This window comes from Rhodococcus sp. 1168 (assembly GCF_002091955.1).
Lineage (GTDB): Bacteria > Actinomycetota > Actinomycetes > Mycobacteriales > Mycobacteriaceae > Rhodococcoides.
In genome coordinates this window covers 38,702-53,592 of sequence record NZ_MKKY01000039.1, presented here as the reverse complement: position 1 = coordinate 53,592, position 14,891 = coordinate 38,702, and the positions used below count along the sequence as shown (strand labels likewise).

Annotated in this window: 22 protein-coding genes; 4 read left to right on the top strand and 18 right to left on the bottom strand. The window is 61.5% G+C overall.

What is annotated here, in order from left to right; translation table 11 throughout:
• Positions 1-32: 32 nt before the first annotated feature.
• From rplR to rplN, 7 genes are all read right to left on the bottom strand, one after another.
• A complete protein-coding gene (gene rplR, locus BJI47_RS06740; RefSeq protein ID WP_088943008.1) occupies positions 33-449 on the bottom strand; it encodes a 50S ribosomal protein L18 in 417 nt (138 codons plus the stop codon).
• Position 450: 1 nt separating this feature from the next.
• Complete coding sequence (gene rplF, locus BJI47_RS06735) at positions 451-990, bottom strand: 50S ribosomal protein L6 (protein WP_084348474.1); 540 nt, start codon at positions 988-990, stop codon at positions 451-453.
• 14 nt (positions 991-1,004) lie between these two features.
• On the bottom strand, positions 1,005-1,403 hold the full coding sequence (rpsH, locus tag BJI47_RS06730) for a 30S ribosomal protein S8 (protein ID WP_084348475.1): 399 nt from the start codon (positions 1,401-1,403) through the stop codon (positions 1,005-1,007).
• Positions 1,404-1,836: 433 nt separating this feature from the next.
• Positions 1,837-2,022, bottom strand: a complete 186-nt coding sequence (locus BJI47_RS06725) for a type Z 30S ribosomal protein S14 (RefSeq protein WP_084348476.1) — start codon at positions 2,020-2,022, stop codon at positions 1,837-1,839.
• A 4-nt stretch (positions 2,023-2,026) separates the two neighbouring features.
• Positions 2,027-2,599: a 50S ribosomal protein L5 gene (gene rplE, locus BJI47_RS06720; protein WP_088943007.1), complete on the bottom strand. Its 573-nt coding sequence runs from the start codon at positions 2,597-2,599 to the stop codon at positions 2,027-2,029.
• A 1-nt stretch (position 2,600) separates the two neighbouring features.
• A complete protein-coding gene (gene rplX, locus BJI47_RS06715) occupies positions 2,601-2,918 on the bottom strand; it encodes a 50S ribosomal protein L24 (protein ID WP_084348478.1) in 318 nt (105 codons plus the stop codon).
• Positions 2,919-3,287, bottom strand: a complete 369-nt coding sequence (rplN, locus tag BJI47_RS06710; protein WP_084348479.1) for a 50S ribosomal protein L14 — start codon at positions 3,285-3,287, stop codon at positions 2,919-2,921.
• Between the two features lie 248 nt (positions 3,288-3,535).
• On the opposite strand from rplN, the gene BJI47_RS06705 reads away from it, so the two are divergent.
• The 3 genes from BJI47_RS06705 to BJI47_RS06695 are packed head-to-tail and all read left to right on the top strand — an operon-like array spanning position 3,536 to position 8,408.
• The gene (locus BJI47_RS06705; protein ID WP_088943006.1) at positions 3,536-4,606 is read left to right on the top strand and encodes an endonuclease domain-containing protein; all 1,071 of its coding nucleotides are present in this window, start codon (positions 3,536-3,538) and stop codon (positions 4,604-4,606) included.
• Complete coding sequence (locus BJI47_RS06700) at positions 4,603-5,232, top strand: hypothetical protein (RefSeq protein WP_088943005.1); 630 nt, start codon at positions 4,603-4,605, stop codon at positions 5,230-5,232. The genes BJI47_RS06705 and BJI47_RS06700 overlap by 4 nt, the downstream gene beginning before the upstream one ends.
• Positions 5,232-8,408 carry a DUF87 domain-containing protein gene (locus BJI47_RS06695; RefSeq protein WP_088943004.1) on the top strand — a complete coding sequence of 1,059 codons (3,177 nt, stop codon included), beginning with the start codon at positions 5,232-5,234 and terminating at the stop codon, positions 8,406-8,408. The genes BJI47_RS06700 and BJI47_RS06695 overlap by 1 nt, the downstream gene beginning before the upstream one ends.
• Positions 8,409-8,553: 145 nt before the next feature.
• Here the strand turns inward: BJI47_RS06695 and rpsQ are convergent, their stop codons facing one another.
• From rpsQ to rpsJ, 11 genes are read right to left on the bottom strand one after another with little or no spacing between them, the layout of a single operon-like run.
• Positions 8,554-8,832 (bottom strand): 30S ribosomal protein S17, encoded by a 279-nt coding sequence (gene rpsQ, locus BJI47_RS06690; RefSeq protein ID WP_084348482.1) that lies wholly within the window; start codon positions 8,830-8,832, stop codon positions 8,554-8,556.
• A complete protein-coding gene (gene rpmC / locus BJI47_RS06685; RefSeq protein ID WP_072806568.1) occupies positions 8,829-9,074 on the bottom strand; it encodes a 50S ribosomal protein L29 in 246 nt (81 codons plus the stop codon). Before rpmC ends, rpsQ begins: the two co-directional genes overlap by 4 nt.
• Positions 9,074-9,490, bottom strand: coding sequence for a 50S ribosomal protein L16 (gene rplP / locus BJI47_RS06680; RefSeq protein ID WP_084348483.1), 417 nt, complete (start codon positions 9,488-9,490; stop codon positions 9,074-9,076). Before rplP ends, rpmC begins: the two co-directional genes overlap by 1 nt.
• 2 nt (positions 9,491-9,492) lie before the next feature.
• Positions 9,493-10,299 carry a 30S ribosomal protein S3 gene (gene rpsC, locus BJI47_RS06675; protein WP_088943003.1) on the bottom strand — a complete coding sequence of 269 codons (807 nt, stop codon included), beginning with the start codon at positions 10,297-10,299 and terminating at the stop codon, positions 9,493-9,495.
• On the bottom strand, positions 10,299-10,730 hold the full coding sequence (rplV, locus tag BJI47_RS06670; RefSeq protein WP_084348485.1) for a 50S ribosomal protein L22: 432 nt from the start codon (positions 10,728-10,730) through the stop codon (positions 10,299-10,301). The genes rpsC and rplV overlap by 1 nt, the downstream gene beginning before the upstream one ends.
• Positions 10,727-11,008 (bottom strand): 30S ribosomal protein S19, encoded by a 282-nt coding sequence (gene rpsS, locus BJI47_RS06665; RefSeq protein ID WP_008718309.1) that lies wholly within the window; start codon positions 11,006-11,008, stop codon positions 10,727-10,729. Before rpsS ends, rplV begins: the two co-directional genes overlap by 4 nt.
• Before the next feature lie 13 nt (positions 11,009-11,021).
• The gene (gene rplB, locus BJI47_RS06660) at positions 11,022-11,861 is read right to left on the bottom strand and encodes a 50S ribosomal protein L2 (protein ID WP_088943002.1); all 840 of its coding nucleotides are present in this window, start codon (positions 11,859-11,861) and stop codon (positions 11,022-11,024) included.
• Positions 11,862-11,900: 39 nt separating this feature from the next.
• Positions 11,901-12,206, bottom strand: a complete 306-nt coding sequence (gene rplW, locus BJI47_RS06655) for a 50S ribosomal protein L23 (RefSeq protein ID WP_027496310.1) — start codon at positions 12,204-12,206, stop codon at positions 11,901-11,903.
• Complete coding sequence (rplD, locus tag BJI47_RS06650) at positions 12,203-12,880, bottom strand: 50S ribosomal protein L4 (RefSeq protein ID WP_088943001.1); 678 nt, start codon at positions 12,878-12,880, stop codon at positions 12,203-12,205. Before rplD ends, rplW begins: the two co-directional genes overlap by 4 nt.
• Complete coding sequence (gene rplC / locus BJI47_RS06645; protein WP_088943058.1) at positions 12,877-13,542, bottom strand: 50S ribosomal protein L3; 666 nt, start codon at positions 13,540-13,542, stop codon at positions 12,877-12,879. The genes rplD and rplC overlap by 4 nt, the downstream gene beginning before the upstream one ends.
• A 14-nt stretch (positions 13,543-13,556) precedes the next feature.
• On the bottom strand, positions 13,557-13,862 hold the full coding sequence (rpsJ, locus tag BJI47_RS06640; RefSeq protein WP_003938093.1) for a 30S ribosomal protein S10: 306 nt from the start codon (positions 13,860-13,862) through the stop codon (positions 13,557-13,559).
• Between the two features lie 497 nt (positions 13,863-14,359).
• Here rpsJ and BJI47_RS06635 point away from each other — a divergent pair, with 497 nt between their 5' ends.
• Positions 14,360-14,863: a hotdog fold domain-containing protein gene (locus BJI47_RS06635; protein WP_088943000.1), complete on the top strand. Its 504-nt coding sequence runs from the start codon at positions 14,360-14,362 to the stop codon at positions 14,861-14,863.
• Positions 14,864-14,891: the final 28 nt, after the last annotated feature.

The following is a 14,891-nucleotide window of genomic DNA, read 5'->3' as shown; positions in this document are numbered from 1 at the left end:
GGCTGTCCTTCCGTATTCGGTCATTGTCATCATCAGAACGTCAACCCGCCTTCGCGAGCTGCTTCTGCCAGAGCCGCGATGCGGCCGCTGTAGCTGTTTCCGCCGCGGTCGAATACGACAGCGTCGATTCCAGCAGCCTTCGCGCGGCTGGCGATGAGCTCGCCCACCTTGGCGCTGACGGCCTTCTTGTCGCCATCGAGTGCACGCACGTCGGCTTCGATGCTCGAGGCGCTCGCGAGCGTACGGCCCGCAAGATCGTCGACCAGCTGGACGTGAATGTGACGCGAAGAACGGTTGACGACCAAGCGAGGACGCTCGGGCGTTCCGGAGATCTTCTTCCGAAGGCGGAAATGACGGCGTGCCTTCGACAGGCGACGCTTCGTCGACACGTCCGTGCCGCGCGGAGTGCGCTTCACGACGTTCGCTTTGTCTGCTGTTTGCTGGCTCATATCACTTACCCGTCTTCCCGACCTTGCGGCGGATAACTTCACCCTCGTAGCGGATGCCCTTACCCTTGTACGGGTCGGGGCGCCGCAGACGACGGACGTTGGCCGCGATCTGGCCGACCTTCTGCTTATCGATGCCGATGATGGTGAATCGCGTAGGCGACTCGACCGTGAACGTGATGCCCTCAGGTGCTTCGATCAGCACGGGGTGGCTGTAACCGAGCGCGAACTCGAGGTCCTTGCCCTTCACCACAACGCGGTAACCGACGCCGTGGATCTCCATCTTGGTGGTGTAACCGTTGGTGACACCGGTGATGAGGTTTGCGACTAGCGTGCGCGAGAGGCCATGCAGCGAGCGACTACGACGATCGTCGTCCGGACGGGTGACAGCGAGAGTGCCATCTTCCGACCGAGCAATTTGAATGGGTTCGGCGATCGTCAACTCGAGGGCACCCTTGGGGCCCTTGACCGCGATGTTCTGCCCGTCGATCGTGATGTCAACGCCCGCGGGGACCGTGACCGGCAATTTTCCAATACGTGACATGGTGGTGGCCTCCCCTACCAGACGTAGGCGAGGACTTCTCCGCCCACACCCTGCTTGGCCGCCTGACGCTCCGTGAGCAAGCCTGTGGACGTGGAGATGATCGCCACGCCCAGGCCGCCGAGAACCTTGGGCAGATTGGTGGATTTTGCGTATACGCGAAGACCGGGCTTCGAGATACGACGGATGCCTGCGAGGCTGCGCTCGCGGCTGGGTCCGTATTTGAGGTCGACGATGAGGGTCTTGCCCACCTCGGCGTCCTCGGTGCGGAAATCTGCGATGTAGCCCTCGCGCTTGAGGATGTCGGCGATATTCGCCTTCAACTTCGAGTGGGGAAGCTTCACCTCGTCGTGGTACGCCGAATTGGCGTTGCGCAGACGGGTCAAGAAGTCTGCAATTGGATCGGTCATCGTCATGGTGTGACCTGTGCACCTTTCTCGTAGCGGTTCCCATGCAGCACGCGCGAGCTGGTGCCCCGTACAGGGCCTGACTCGTCACATCGTGGGCCTACAGCGAAGTGAACATGTCCTGACCGACTGTTGCCGGTCAGGGGTTGCGCTCCCGGCAATGCACGACTCGATGGCACATCGAGATGCGCGCGCGCACTGCCGAGTGTCTCTAGCGTCATGCCGGAAACTCGAGCTGCTCGGGCCGTGTGCAGACACGACGGGACCCAGGCAACCGGTTAAGTGTAGACACGCGAGCATCCGATTCCAAATCGAGCTGCCGTGGCACTGGGTGCCGCGGCCCCGAAGATACCTCCGACAGGGCATACAGAAAATGGGTGTGGGTTCCTAGAACGGAACCCACACCCATCAACTTGGTCGAACGAGGCCCGAGGGCCTCAGATCACCAGGAGCTCTTGCGAACGCCGGGAAGTTCTCCAGCGTGTGCCATCTCGCGAACACAGATTCGGCACAGGCCGAACTTGCGGAATACTGCGCGGGGACGGCCGCAGCGGTTGCAACGTGTGTAACCTTGCACCGCGAACTTCGGCTTCTTGTTGGCCTTGTTGACCAATGCCTTCTTCGCCATGGACTCAGTTCTCCTTGAACGGGAAGCCGAGGTGCTTGAGCAACGCACGGCCTTCTTCGTTGTTGGTTGCGGTGGTCACCACGGTGATGTCCATGCCGCGCGGACGATCGATCTGGTCCACGTCGATCTCATGGAACATCGACTGCTCGTTGAGGCCGAACGTGTAGTTTCCGTTGCCGTCGAACTGCGTGCCGGAGAGGCCGCGGAAGTCCCTGATTCGGGGAAGGGCAATGGAGGTCAGCCGGTCCAGGAATTCCCACATGCGGTCGCCACGAAGTGTGACGCGGGCGCCGATGGGCATGCCTTCACGGAGCTTGAACTGAGCGATGGACTTGCGGGCCTTGCGGATTTCCGGCTTCTGACCGGTGATCGCTGCGAGGTCGGCAACTGCACCGTTGATCAGCTTGGCGTCACGGGCGGCGTCGCCGACACCCATGTTGACGACGACCTTGACGACACCGGGGATCTGCATGACGTTTTCGTATGCAAACTCGGTGTTCAGGGCGTCTTTGATCTCGGCGCGGTAGCGCGCCTTGAGGCGAGGCTGTACGCCCGCGTTGTTCTCAGTGGTAGTCATCTCAGATGTCCTTCCCGTTCTTCCGGGAAATCCGAACGCGCTTGCCGGTCTCCTCGTCGGTCCGGTAACCCACACGCGTCGGGTTTCCGTCCGAATCGACTACTGCAACGTTCGATACGTGGATCGGGGCTTCCTGCGTGACGATGCCGCCCGAGGACGCGCCACGCTGGTTGGAAGAGACCGCAGTGTGCTTCTTGATGCGGTTGACGCCCTCGACGAGAACCTTGTCATTGTCCGGGTAGGACTGAATGACCTTGCCCTTCGCACCCTTGTCTTTGCCTGCGATCACGAGAACTGTGTCGCCCTTGTGCACCTTCATTTACAGCACCTCCGGGGCGAGCGAAACGATCTTCATGAACTTCTTCTCGCGCAGCTCGCGGCCGACCGGGCCGAAGATGCGGGTTCCACGAGGATCATTGTCCGGCTTGATCAGCACGGCAGCGTTCTCGTCGAAACGGATGTACGAGCCATCCGGACGGCGACGCTCCTTGACGGTGCGGACGATCACGGCTTTGACGATCTCGCCCTTTTTGATGTTTCCACCGGGAATGGCATCTTTCACCGTAGCTACGATGATGTCGCCGATTCCGGCGTAGCGACGTGACGAGCCACCGAGAACGCGGATGCAAAGGATTTCCTTCGCGCCCGTGTTGTCAGCGACGCGTACTCGCGACTCCTGCTGAATCACTAACTTCTCCTAGACCTGGATTTGCTTACGCGGCGGATTTCCGTCCCGACGCGCGCGGTCGGCTGCCAGGCGGCAGTGGCACGAAGACACACCACTGCCTCAGGCAACCGGTCAAGTGTAGGGGAAACGGCCGAAGGAGTCCAAATCGGCGAGTCCGAAAGAGGCAACTCGCTGCGCGAAGAGAAACGGACCACGGGTATGGTTTCGGATGTGTATGCGCATCGCAGGAGCGGACCGGTGACTGCGGCATGACAACTGGGCACGTCGACAGTTGGAGTCTCCCCCGCGATCGAGCCGTCTGCCTCGTGGGCGCTCCCGGCGATGCGATCGCCGTCGCACTCGAAGATCTGTCTGACACGGCTCCTGCCTTGATTCGAGTTCATGTCGAGCCGAGGATTCGTCAGTCCGCGGTGATCGAGCAGGTGCTCTCGGCCTTGACCACGATCGCGATCGAACTGTTCCCTGCGTGGTTGCCAGACGCTTCGTCGATCACCGGCCGTAGCTCGCTGGATTTCGCAGCGGTTCGGATCCACGCACGCCGCTTGGCCGCGACCAGCGATCACTACGGCCCGTTCCTGGCGGATCTCGCCGAACGATCCCTCGGCAACAATGCAATGGGACGTCCGTTCTCCGACGCCGAGGTGGCGGAAGGTTTGGCCGGCGTCCTCGGTGCCAGTTGGCAACGTGAACAGGTCGCGCTTCTGCTGGATTCGGACGAGCAGTCACCGATGCAGCAGCGTGCCCTCGCGGCCGCATCGGAGTGGCTAGCCGCCCGCGGGTTCGCTGTGTGGCTCGTCGACAATCCACTGCCCTCCGTCGACCGGCTGTCCAGCGTGTTCGTGACGTTGCCACCGGATCTGCTCGGCGTGGGCGACACCGGCCAGCGCTCTCGAACGAGGCCCACAGTCGAGTATTGGGCCGTCGCTGGAAGACCCCATCCGGGCAGCTACGTCGAGAAAAGCGTCGACCGAGAGCTTTCCAAGCATTCGTGGGCCACGAATCGGCGACTCAATCATCCTTTCCAGTACAACGACATCGCGCAGAAGTACTTCCTCGACATCGTGTGGCTCGACGACCTGTTCGCCGTCGAGTTGGACGGTCACGAACATCGGTCCGCCTGGAGTAGGGCCAAGGACGACAGGCGTGACGAAATTCTTCGTGGCGTGGGCTTCGAGATTCTGCGTATTCCCAACGAGCGCGTGCATGCAGACGTATGGCAGGTTGTCGATGAGATACAGGCTGCGCTCTACCGACACCGCCTCATCCGGAACGCCGCTTCGAACGCACTTACCGCCACGAAAGAAGGATCACACCAGTGACCACCGAGCTGACATTCGTCGAACGGACCACACTGCTCGTACTGATGGCGGAATCTCGGCCACTGAAGCTCACAGAGTTGAGGGTCCTCGGCTCCGAACTGAGCGCCAAGTCGCGAGACAAGCTGCTCGGGGCCGAACTGATCGGGGTCGAGAAGGTCGGCCGCGGAATTGTTGTCGACCTCACCGACAAGGGATGGGCCCGCGGAAGCCAGGAGTTCGGGGCTCCCGCCCCGTCACAGGCGAGCCGCAGTGGCGGCAAGACTTTGTACACCCTGCTGCGCGCGATGCGCCGATACTTCGATCGCGTCGGGATCGAACCCAATGAAGTGTTCCTACCGGCAACAGCAGACACAGCACAGAAGGGCGCGGACCCTGAAAACCTGGTTCGCGACAGCTATCACCGCCTTGCCAGTGACCCGCGTGCATGGGTCTCGCTGACGCGACTTCGCGAGGCCCTGCGAACCATGGATCGATCGGTGCTGGACGCTGCTCTGAGTTCGCTCTACCGCGCCCAGGAGATCAACCTGATCCCCGAAGCCAACCAGGCCACCTTGACCGACGCCGACCGCACAGCAGCACTCCATATCGGCGGCCAGTCGCGTCACATGATGAAAATCGACCGCTGATGACCATGGACGCCGAGCAGTACGCAGCGCTCTCCTCCGTTCAGTTGACCTGGGCCCCCACCCCCGACGACGTCTGGCGCACCAACGAACTTCACGTCGGTGGCATGAACGAGAACTCACTGAGCAGCGTCATGCGGTCGTTCGACGAAGCTGACAGGCGCTCGACCTCGAAACCGCTGGGAGTGGTGATCCAGGGAGCCGCCGGGTCGGGCAAGACTCACATGTTGGGCCAGGTTCGTGAAAAAGTTCAAGACGCCGGCGGTTACTTCTTCCTTATCGAATTGCTCGACGAGAAAGTTTTCTGGGACTCGGTCCTCCACGGAATACTCACCGACATCGAAAGACCGACACCAGGTTTCGACAGCCAACTCGAGAAGCTTCTCTGGGATCTCGGAACCGACGTCGGACTCGGCCGCATGGAGTGCCGGGCTCTGCAGGGCGAGCGCACCGTCAGCCCCGATTTGATATCGCAGTTCATCGATCGACTGCGTCGCAAGTACCCGGACCTCAAACAAGCACGTCACACACTGCGGGCACTGGTGTTGGCAGCGAGCGCTGACTTCGACCTACAGGATCTGGGCGACGCGTTCTTGCGATCGAACGATGCACTCGACCACGAGCAGCGGACGTACTGGGGTCTCCCCAATGCCGTGCTGACCTCACAACAAGTGGCCGTGGATATTTCGTGGCTGCTTTCGCTGAGTGCGCCCACAGTCGTTGCTGTCGATCAGATCGACACCCTCATAGCGCAGTCACGCATGCAGAGCGATCCGAAAGGAGTATTCACAGCAGAACAGGGCACCCAACTCGACAATATCGCTCACGGACTGATGGGGTTGCGACAGAACCTCGTTCGTACCGTTGCGGTCATTTCACTACTACCCAGTGCGTGGACTTTCATCGCCGACAACACGGTCGAGTCGGTGAAAGACCGCTTTCACGTAGCAGAGTCGCTGCACCAGATTCCGACGAGAGAGATCGGCGTCGAGATCGTCGCCAAACGCTTCGCCGCCCGATACGAAGAGGCTGGATTCACTCCTCCACATCCGACGTGGCCCATCGCGACCGAAGCATTCGACGATGTAAATCTTTACAATCCGCGCACCTTGCTGCGCACCGTGGACGATCACATCCAACATTGCCTACGCAACAACGACATCACCGAACTTACGACCCTGAATCCAGCCGTCGCGCCGCCGGCGGTAGCGACACCCCCTCCCCCCGGCAATTTCGCACAACTCGATTCCCGATTCGCGGAACTGCTTGCAGTTGGCGATCTCTCAGCACTCGACGCCGACGCCGAGGACGACACGGTGCCCTCTCTACTCGGCGCTGGACTCGATGCCTGGATCACCGAAACCGGCACCGTCCAACAGAAATTCACCCGCGATGCCGAACCCGGGCGTAAACCGTCCCTTCACGGGCGGATACGGAGAATCCTGGACGACGTCACGGACGACCAAGAGCACTGGGGCTTTCGCGCGATTGCCGCCACCCATCCGATCTCCGTCCAGAACAGGATCCAAAAGGCCTGTACTGCTGCTGGATTGACGCAGGGAACCGACAAGCGACGTCTGGTGATCCTGCGCTCTTCGCCCTGGCCTAGTGGGCCCAAGACCGCAAAGACGGTGCAAGCCTTCGAGGATGCGGGCGGGATCGTCGTCTCGTTCACCGAAAGCGATGTCCTCGCACTGTCCGCCTTGAAAACCCTTGCCGCCGAGAAGGACGAGAACCTGCAGGCGTGGCTGGTTGCCAGGCAGCCCGCGCACAAGATTGCCCTGTTCCGCGACGTGCTTCCGAGGACGCCGGTTCTCGACGAAACCGCGGGAGCGAATACCGTCGTTCGCCCACCGGCTACCGACCCCAGCCTGTTTCCTGTCACCGACGCGCGAACCGGAGAACAGGCTCCGGTACCGGCCGCGCCGGGGCCGCCAGCACAGCCAATCTCGGACACGGCGATTCCGCTGGGGACACCGACAGAAGGTGGACCCGAGGTCAGTGTCGAACTGGAGACACTCCGTAAGCACACCGCTATCTTCGCCGGCTCCGGGTCCGGCAAAACGGTTCTCATCCGTCGCCTTCTCGAGGAGTGTGCTCTCAAAGGTGTCTCGGCAATAGTGCTCGATCCCAACAACGACCTGTCGAGGCTGGGCGTCGAGTGGCCCAGCGGTACTCGCAACTGGACGGGCGACGACGAAGCCAAGGCCTCGGACTATTTCTCCGACAGCGAGGTAGTCGTGTGGACACCTCGTCGTAGTGCCGGTCGTGCACTGAGCTTTCAGCCTTTGCCGAATTTCGCGGAGGTCATCGACGATCCAGACGAATTCGATTCCGCGGTGGAGAGTGCCTTGTCCTCGTTGGCTCCACAGGCAATGGCAGTGGGCGGGACGGCCAAGAGTCGACAGATGATGGCGGTGCTTCGCCAAGCGCTGGTCGACTTCGGCCATCGTTCGCAGGGAAGTCTGGACGATTTCATCGACCTCCTCGAGAACTTTCCGGACGGTGCCAGCACCCTCAAGAACGGCGTGAAGATTGCTGCCGACCTCGCAGAAAACTTGAAAGCGTCCACCACTACCGATCCCCTGTTCGGCGGTGCGGGATCGTCGGCAGATCCAGGCATGCTGCTCACTCCCAACGCGGGGAAGGGCGCACGAATCTCGGTCATCAACATGTCTGGACTGACGACGGCATCGCAAAAGGAGAACTTCGTCAATCAGCTTCAGATGGCACTGTTCGCATGGATCAAGAAAAACCCGGCCGGCGATCGACCGCTCGGTGGATTGTTCGTGCTCGACGAGGCTCAGAACTTCGCCCCATCGGATCGTACGACGATCTGCCTCCACAGCACTCTTGCGCTGGTGTCGCAGGCCAGGAAGTACGGATTGGGGATGGTCTTCGCGACACAGGCACCGAAGGGTCTCAACAACAAGATCCCGGGAAACTGTGGCACACAGTTCTACGGTCGACTCAACGCACCGGTACAAATCGAGGCTGCCAAGGAAGTTGCGCGGGTCAAGGGCGGAACGATCCCCGACATCGGCAAGCTCCCCGCCGGCGAGTTCTACGCAGCGGTCGAAGAGTCCTCGTTCGTACGCACCAAAACCAGGCTCTGCCTGTCCTATCACCCGAAGAGTCCGCCGACCGAAGAAGAGGTCATCCAATTGGCGCGAGGATGAGGTAGGCGGACTAATCGCACTGGAGACGTCCGCCCACGAAGACGACAGCGCCGCTGTGCGCGGCCTACCGTGAATACAGCGTGCTCGTCTGCACACAGCAAAGCCCCCGTCCGCACAGCGGACGGGGGCTTTGTTGTGTTGCTACCTACTTGGCCTTTTCGAGAACCTCTACCAGACGCCAGTGCTTCGTGGCGGACAGCGGACGGGTCTCCATGAGCTGAACGCGGTCGCCTACACCGGCGACACCGTTCTCGTCATGAGCCTTGACCTTCGTGGTGCGACGGATGATCTTGCTGTAGAGAGGGTGCTTGACCCTGTCTTCGAGCTCGACCACGATCGTCTTCTCCATCTTGTCGGAGACGACATAGCCGATCCGAATCTTGCGGTTGTTGCGTGTTTCAGTCACTGTCTTTTCCTCGCTCATGCCGCGTCACCTGCAGTGTCCTCGGCAGGACCGGTGGCCAGACCGAGCTCGCGCTCACGCAGCACCGTGTAGATACGAGCAATCTCGTGGCGTACTACGCGCAGGCGACGGTTGTTGTCCAACTGTCCGGTCGCCATCTGGAAGCGAAGGTTGAAGAGTTCTTCCTTCGACTCGCGCAGCTTGTTGACCAATTCTTCACCGGTGAGCTCACGGAGCTCTGCGGCTGGGGTTCCGGTAGCCATCAGAACTGCTCCTCCCGGGTGATAATGCGTGCCTTGATAGGCAGCTTGTGGATGGCGCGAGTAAGTGCCTCACGCGCAACGGTGTCGTCCGGGTACGAGAGCTCGAAGAGCACACGGCCCGGCTTGACGTTCGCAATCCACCACTCGGGCGAACCCTTGCCGGAACCCATGCGGGTCTCGGCAGGCTTCTTGGTGAGGGGGCGGTCCGGGAAGATGTTGATCCAGACCTTGCCACCACGCTTGATGTGGCGAGTGATCGCGATACGAGCAGCCTCGATCTGACGGTTCGTGATGTAGGCGGGCTCGAGAGCCTGAATGCCGTAGTCACCGAACGTCACAGCGGTTCCGCCCTTGGCGGCACCCGAACGTCGAGGGTGGTGCTGCTTGCGGTGTTTGACCCGCCGTGGGATCAACATCGTCAGCCCTCCTGTTTCGGCTCGGACGAGGCCGGAGCCTCGGCGGATGCTGCGCGACCGGCTTCAGTGCTGGTCGCGGTGGTGCCCGAGGCACCGGAGCGACGCGGACGTGACGGACGTTCGCGACGCGGGCGCTCGGGTCCGCCGGCAGCTGGAGCCGCAGCAGCGAGCTCGCGCTTGCCACCGACGATGTCGCCCTTGTAGATCCAGACCTTCACGCCGATACGACCGAAGGTGGTCTTGGCCTCGTACAGCCCGTAGTCGATATCCGCACGAAGAGTGTGCAGCGGCACACGACCTTCGCGGTAGAACTCCGACCGGGACATCTCGGCGCCGCCGAGACGGCCGGAGCACTGGACACGGATGCCCTTGACGTTCGGCTGACGCATGGCCGACTGGATGGCCTTACGCATTGCACGACGGAAAGCGACGCGGTTGCTGAGCTGCTCGGCAACACCCTGTGCCACGAGCTGAGCCTCGGACTCGGCGTTCTTGACCTCGAGGATGTTGAGCTGAACCTGCTTGCCGGTCAGCTTCTCGAGAGCTCCGCGGATACGGTCCGCCTCGGCGCCACGACGGCCGATGACGATTCCCGGACGTGCCGTGTGGATGTCCACGCGGACACGATCACGGGTGCGCTCGATTTCGACCTTCGCGATACCCGCGCGCTCCATGCCGGTGGCAAGAAGCTTGCGGATGGCGACGTCTTCCTTGACGTACTCCGAGTACTGCTTGTCTGCGTACCAACGCGACTTCCAGTCAGTGGTGATACCCAAGCGGAAGCCGTGCGGGTTGATTTTCTGACCCACTACTGAGCCCCTTCCTTGGACGCCTGGCCCTTACGACGGTTACGACTCGTTCCGCCGGTCTTGGGCAGGCTCTCGACGATCACCGTGATGTGACTCGTGCGCTTGCGGATCCGGAATGCCCGGCCCTGAGCGCGCGGCTGGAATCGCTTGAGGGTTGCACCCTCGTCCACGAATGCAGTCGCCACGATCAGCGTGCTGGGATCGAGATCGAGGTTGTTCTCTGCGTTTGCCGCTGCTGAAGCGATCACCTTGGCGACCGGCTCGCTGGCTGCCTGTGGCGCGAACTTCAGGATGTTGAGCGCGTCCTCGACGGAGCGCCCGCGAACCATGTCCACGACACGACGAGCCTTCATCGGCGTCACGCGAACATGCTTCGCGATTGCCTTTGCGGTCGGGTTGGCAGTCGGATTGGCGGTTTCGGTCTTACTCATCGCCTCTTCGCCTTCCGGTCGTCCTTGATATGACCCTTGAACGTGCGGGTCGGTGCGAACTCTCCGAGCTTGTGTCCGACCATCGAGTCGGATACGAACACCGGCACGTGCTTGCGGCCGTCGTGCACCGCGAACGTGTGTCCGATGAAGTCGGGGAGAATTGTCGAGCGGCGGGACCAGGTCTTGATGACCTGCTTGGTTCCCTTATCGTTCTGGACGTCGACCTTCGCGAGGAGGTGATCGTCTACGAACGGGCCTTTCTTCAGGCTGCGTGGCATTCTGAACTCCCTCCTAGCGCTTGTTCTTGCCGGTACGGCGACGACGGACGATGAGCTTGTCGCTCGCCTTCTTCCTACTGCGGGTACGGCCTTCGGCCTGTCCCCACGGGCTGACCGGGTGGCGGCCACCGGAGGTCTTACCCTCACCACCACCGTGCGGGTGGTCGACCGGGTTCATGACGACACCACGGACGGAGGGGCGCTTGCCCTTCCAACGCATGCGGCCGGCCTTGCCCCAGTTGATGTTCGACTGCTCGGCGTTGCCGACCTCGCCGACAGTTGCGCGGCAGCGCACGTCGACGCGACGGATTTCACCGGAAGGCATACGCAATGTGGCGTAGGCGCCTTCCTTACCGAGGAGCTGGATGCTCGCACCGGCAGAACGTGCCATCTTCGCGCCGCCGCCCGGACGAAGCTCGACCGCGTGAATGGTCGTACCCGTCGGGATGTTGCGCAAAGGCAGGTTGTTGCCCGGCTTGATGTCGGCGTTGGCGCCCGATTCGATCGGAGAACCCTGAGCGATGCCCTTGGGTGCAACGATGTAGCGCTTCTCGCCGTCTGCGAAGTGCAGCAATGCGATATTGGCTGTGCGGTTCGGGTCGTACTCGATGTGAGCGACCTTGGCCGGCACGCCGTCTTTGTCGTTGCGACGGAAATCGATCAGACGGTACGCGCGCTTGTGTCCGCCACCCTTGTGCCGGGTGGTGATACGACCGTGTGCGTTACGTCCACCGCGACCGTGCAGGGGGCGAACCAGCGACTTCTCGGGTGTGCTGCGAGTGATCTCCGCGAAATCGGAGACGCTCGAACCACGACGGCCCGGAGTGGTCGGCTTGTACTTACGGATTGCCATGAGTCTTCTCGTCCTCTATATCCGAAGAGTCCCAGTCGCTTACGCGACCGGACCTCCGAAGATCTCGATGGGCTTGCTGTCGGCGGAGAGCGTTACGAGCGCGCGCTTGGTGTCCTTGCGCTTGCCGTAACCGAATCGGGTCCGCTTTCGCTTGCCCTGACGGTTCATCGTATTGACGCTGGTCACGGTGACGTCGAAAATTTTCTCGACGGCGATCTTGATCTGCGTCTTGTTCGAGTCCGGGTGCACCAGGAAGGTGTATGTACCTTCTTCGATCAGCCCATAGGACTTCTCGGAGATGACCGGCGCCAGCAAGATGTCGCGGGGATCGGCGATGGTGGTCACTTGCTATCCTCCTCGTTCTTCGCAGGACCTGCGATGAACGTATTCAGCGCTTCCACGCTGAAGATGACGTCATCAGCTTCGAGCACGTCGTACGTGTTGAGCTGGTCGGGTGCGATGGGGTGCACGCCGTCCAGGTTCTGGACGCTCTTCCACGCTGCGGTGTCTTCGCGGCCGACGACGAGCAGGACCTTTTTACGGTCGGAGAGCTCGGCGAGGAACGTCTTGGCACCCTTTGTGGAAGGAACCTGCCCGGCAACCAGTTCGGTGATGACGTGAATGCGCTCGCTGCGAGCCCGATCGGAGAGGGCACCGCGCAGAGCGGCAGCAATCATCTTCTTGGGTGTGCGCTGGCTGTAGTCACGCGGCTTCGGTCCGTGGACCGTGCCGCCGCCGACGAACTGAGGTGCACGCGTCGAGCCCTGACGGGCGCGACCGGTTCCCTTCTGACGGTATGGCTTCTTGCCGCCACCGCGAACCTCGCCACGAGTCTTCGTGGAGTGGGTTCCCTGACGAGCTGCTGCGAGCTGCGCAACGACGACCTGATGCAGGAGCGCGATGTTGGCAGGCGCGTCGAAGATCGCGGCAGGCAGATCAACGGTTCCGTTGGTCTTGCCGCCGAGCTCCTTGACGTTCAGCGTCAGGTTGGTTTCGGTCTTCTTGTCGAGGCTGGTCATGCCCGTGCACCACCCTTCAATGCAGACTTGACGATCACGACGTTGCCGCGACGGCCCGGGATTGCTCCCTTGATCAGCAGAAGCCCGTTCTCGCTGTCCACCTTGTGGACCGAGAGGTTCTGCGTGGTTACACGATCGCCGCCCATACGTCCGGACATACGCATTCCCTTGAATACGCGACCCGGAGTGGCGCAGCCACCGATAGATCCTGGGCGACGGTGCACAGCCTGTGTACCGTGGCTGGCTCCCTGACCCTTGAAGCCGTGACGCTTCATGGTTCCGGCGAAGCCCTTGCCCTTGCTGGTGCCGGTGACGTCGACGTATGCGCCGTCCTCGAACACTGCAGCGGTGAGCTCCTGGCCTACCTCGAACTTGGAGGCATCGGCGACGCGGAACTCCACGACGTGACGACGGGGCGTGACGCCTGCCTTTTCGAACTGGCCGGTGATCGGCTTGTTGACCTTGCGCGGGTCGATCGCACCGAATGCGACCTGGACGGCGCTGTAGCCGTCGCGTTCCATGGTGCGAATCTGGGTGACCACATTGGGGCCAGCCTTGATCACGGTCACCGGGACGACGCGATTGTTTTCGTCGAAGACCTGGGTCATTCCGAGCTTGGTGCCCAGAATTCCTGTCGCAGGCCGATTCTTGTTATCAGTCATCGTTGTCTCCGCGCTCACTGGATGTTGACATCGACACTGGCAGGCAAATCGATGCGCATGAGCGCGTCGACCGTCTTCGGCGTCGGGTCGAGGATGTCAATGAGCCGCTTGTGAGTGCGCATCTCGAAGTGTTCGCGCGAATCCTTGTACTTGTGGGGCGAACGGATGACGCAGTACACGTTCTTTTCGGTCGGCAACGGCACCGGTCCGACGACGCGGGCACCCGTACGGGTGACCGTCTCGACGATCTTGCGTGCTGACGCATCGATCGCCTCATGGTCGTAGGCCTTGAGCCTGATGCGGATCTTTTGTCCCGCCACGCTTAGTGTCCTTTTCTTGCCGCTTTTCGTAGAACCGGCCGTTCGGCCTGCTCCACCTCGTATGCACAGTCCCCGAGTCCAGCCGACCCGAGAGCCGTCGAACTCGAACTGCCTTCGTGCTCACACGACGAACCGAACGTTGGCGATCAGGCGTTACCCGATCCGTTGCCGCTGTTCATCTGTCATGGTTCTCCGGTCCACGCGGTCGGGCGTGTCGTATTTCTACTGACATTTCGACCGCTACTTCACAATGTCCGACCCGGGGGTCTTCGCTTCCGAAGCTGCATAACCGGACGCACTCACTTGGAGTGCTGGTTCTTCGTACTACTTGATCCAACTGCTTGGAACTACTTCACCCAGGTGCGGCCGCGAAAGACCGCGCCCGTGTCCAGGCAACCCGACCAGTATGCCGCAGACAGGACTCGAGCACAAATCAGGCCTCGTACACACTCACAGCTCGCTCACCAGTCGAACTTACTCAGCAGTAAGGTAGGTCCATGGATACGACGCAACCCAACACCGGACTCGCCTATCGCGCCTGGCTACGACTGCCTCGGAACACAGTGGGATCGGCTGTGTTCTCGCTCGCGATGTGTGTGCGTGTGCCCTACTTCGGCTCTGTTCTCCCCCGGGTGCGCTCGATGGCACCGGGCAAATGCACCGTGACGGCTCCGAAGTGGTGGGGAATCCGAAACCACCTCGGGACCTTCCATGCCATCGCCGCATGCAATCTTGCCGAAACCGCGATGGGAATGCTTGCCGAGGCGACGGTACCGACAACCCATCGCTGGATACCCAAAGAGATGAACGTCCGCTATCTGGCAAAAGCCACCACGTCGTTGATTGCTGTCGCAGAGTTGGCCGAACTTCCCGACTTCGACGCGATCGACGACTCCACCGAAGGGGGCTTCGATCTCGTCGTGCCAGTGTCGATCACCGATGCCCACGGACTCGAAGTGGTGCACGCCGACATCACGGTCTGGATCTCCCGCAACCGTTGAACGATGCCGGTCACCGGAAGGGGCAATA

Coding starts and splice junctions, on each gene's coding strand:
- rpmC (WP_072806568.1), bottom strand. CDS start 9,074: ATGGCTACCGGAACCCCAGCCGCAGAGCTCCGTGAGCTCACCGGTGAA.
- BJI47_RS06705 (WP_088943006.1), top strand. CDS start 3,536: ATGACAACTGGGCACGTCGACAGTTGGAGTCTCCCCCGCGATCGAGCC.
- rpsS (WP_008718309.1), bottom strand. CDS start 11,008: ATGCCACGCAGCCTGAAGAAAGGCCCGTTCGTAGACGATCACCTCCTC.
- rplD (WP_088943001.1), bottom strand. CDS start 12,880: ATGACCAGCCTCGACAAGAAGACCGAAACCAACCTGACGCTGAACGTC.
- rplV (WP_084348485.1), bottom strand. CDS start 10,730: ATGAGTAAGACCGAAACCGCCAATCCGACTGCCAACCCGACCGCAAAG.
- rplB (WP_088943002.1), bottom strand. CDS start 11,861: ATGGCAATCCGTAAGTACAAGCCGACCACTCCGGGCCGTCGTGGTTCG.
- rpsQ (WP_084348482.1), bottom strand. CDS start 8,832: ATGAGCGAGGAAAAGACAGTGACTGAAACACGCAACAACCGCAAGATT.
- rplX (WP_084348478.1), bottom strand. CDS start 2,918: ATGAAGGTGCACAAGGGCGACACAGTTCTCGTGATCGCAGGCAAAGAC.
- rplF (WP_084348474.1), bottom strand. CDS start 990: ATGTCACGTATTGGAAAATTGCCGGTCACGGTCCCCGCGGGCGTTGAC.
- rpsH (WP_084348475.1), bottom strand. CDS start 1,403: ATGACGATGACCGATCCAATTGCAGACTTCTTGACCCGTCTGCGCAAC.
- rplE (WP_088943007.1), bottom strand. CDS start 2,599: ATGACTACCACTGAGAACAACGCGGGCGTACAGCCTCGCCTCAAGGCG.
- BJI47_RS06725 (WP_084348476.1), bottom strand. CDS start 2,022: ATGGCGAAGAAGGCATTGGTCAACAAGGCCAACAAGAAGCCGAAGTTC.
- BJI47_RS06695 (WP_088943004.1), top strand. CDS start 5,232: ATGACCATGGACGCCGAGCAGTACGCAGCGCTCTCCTCCGTTCAGTTG.
- rplP (WP_084348483.1), bottom strand. CDS start 9,490: ATGTTGATCCCACGGCGGGTCAAACACCGCAAGCAGCACCACCCTCGA.
- BJI47_RS06635 (WP_088943000.1), top strand. CDS start 14,360: ATGGATACGACGCAACCCAACACCGGACTCGCCTATCGCGCCTGGCTA.
- rplR (WP_088943008.1), bottom strand. CDS start 449: ATGAGCCAGCAAACAGCAGACAAAGCGAACGTCGTGAAGCGCACTCCG.
- rplC (WP_088943058.1), bottom strand. CDS start 13,542: ATGACTGATAACAAGAATCGGCCTGCGACAGGAATTCTGGGCACCAAG.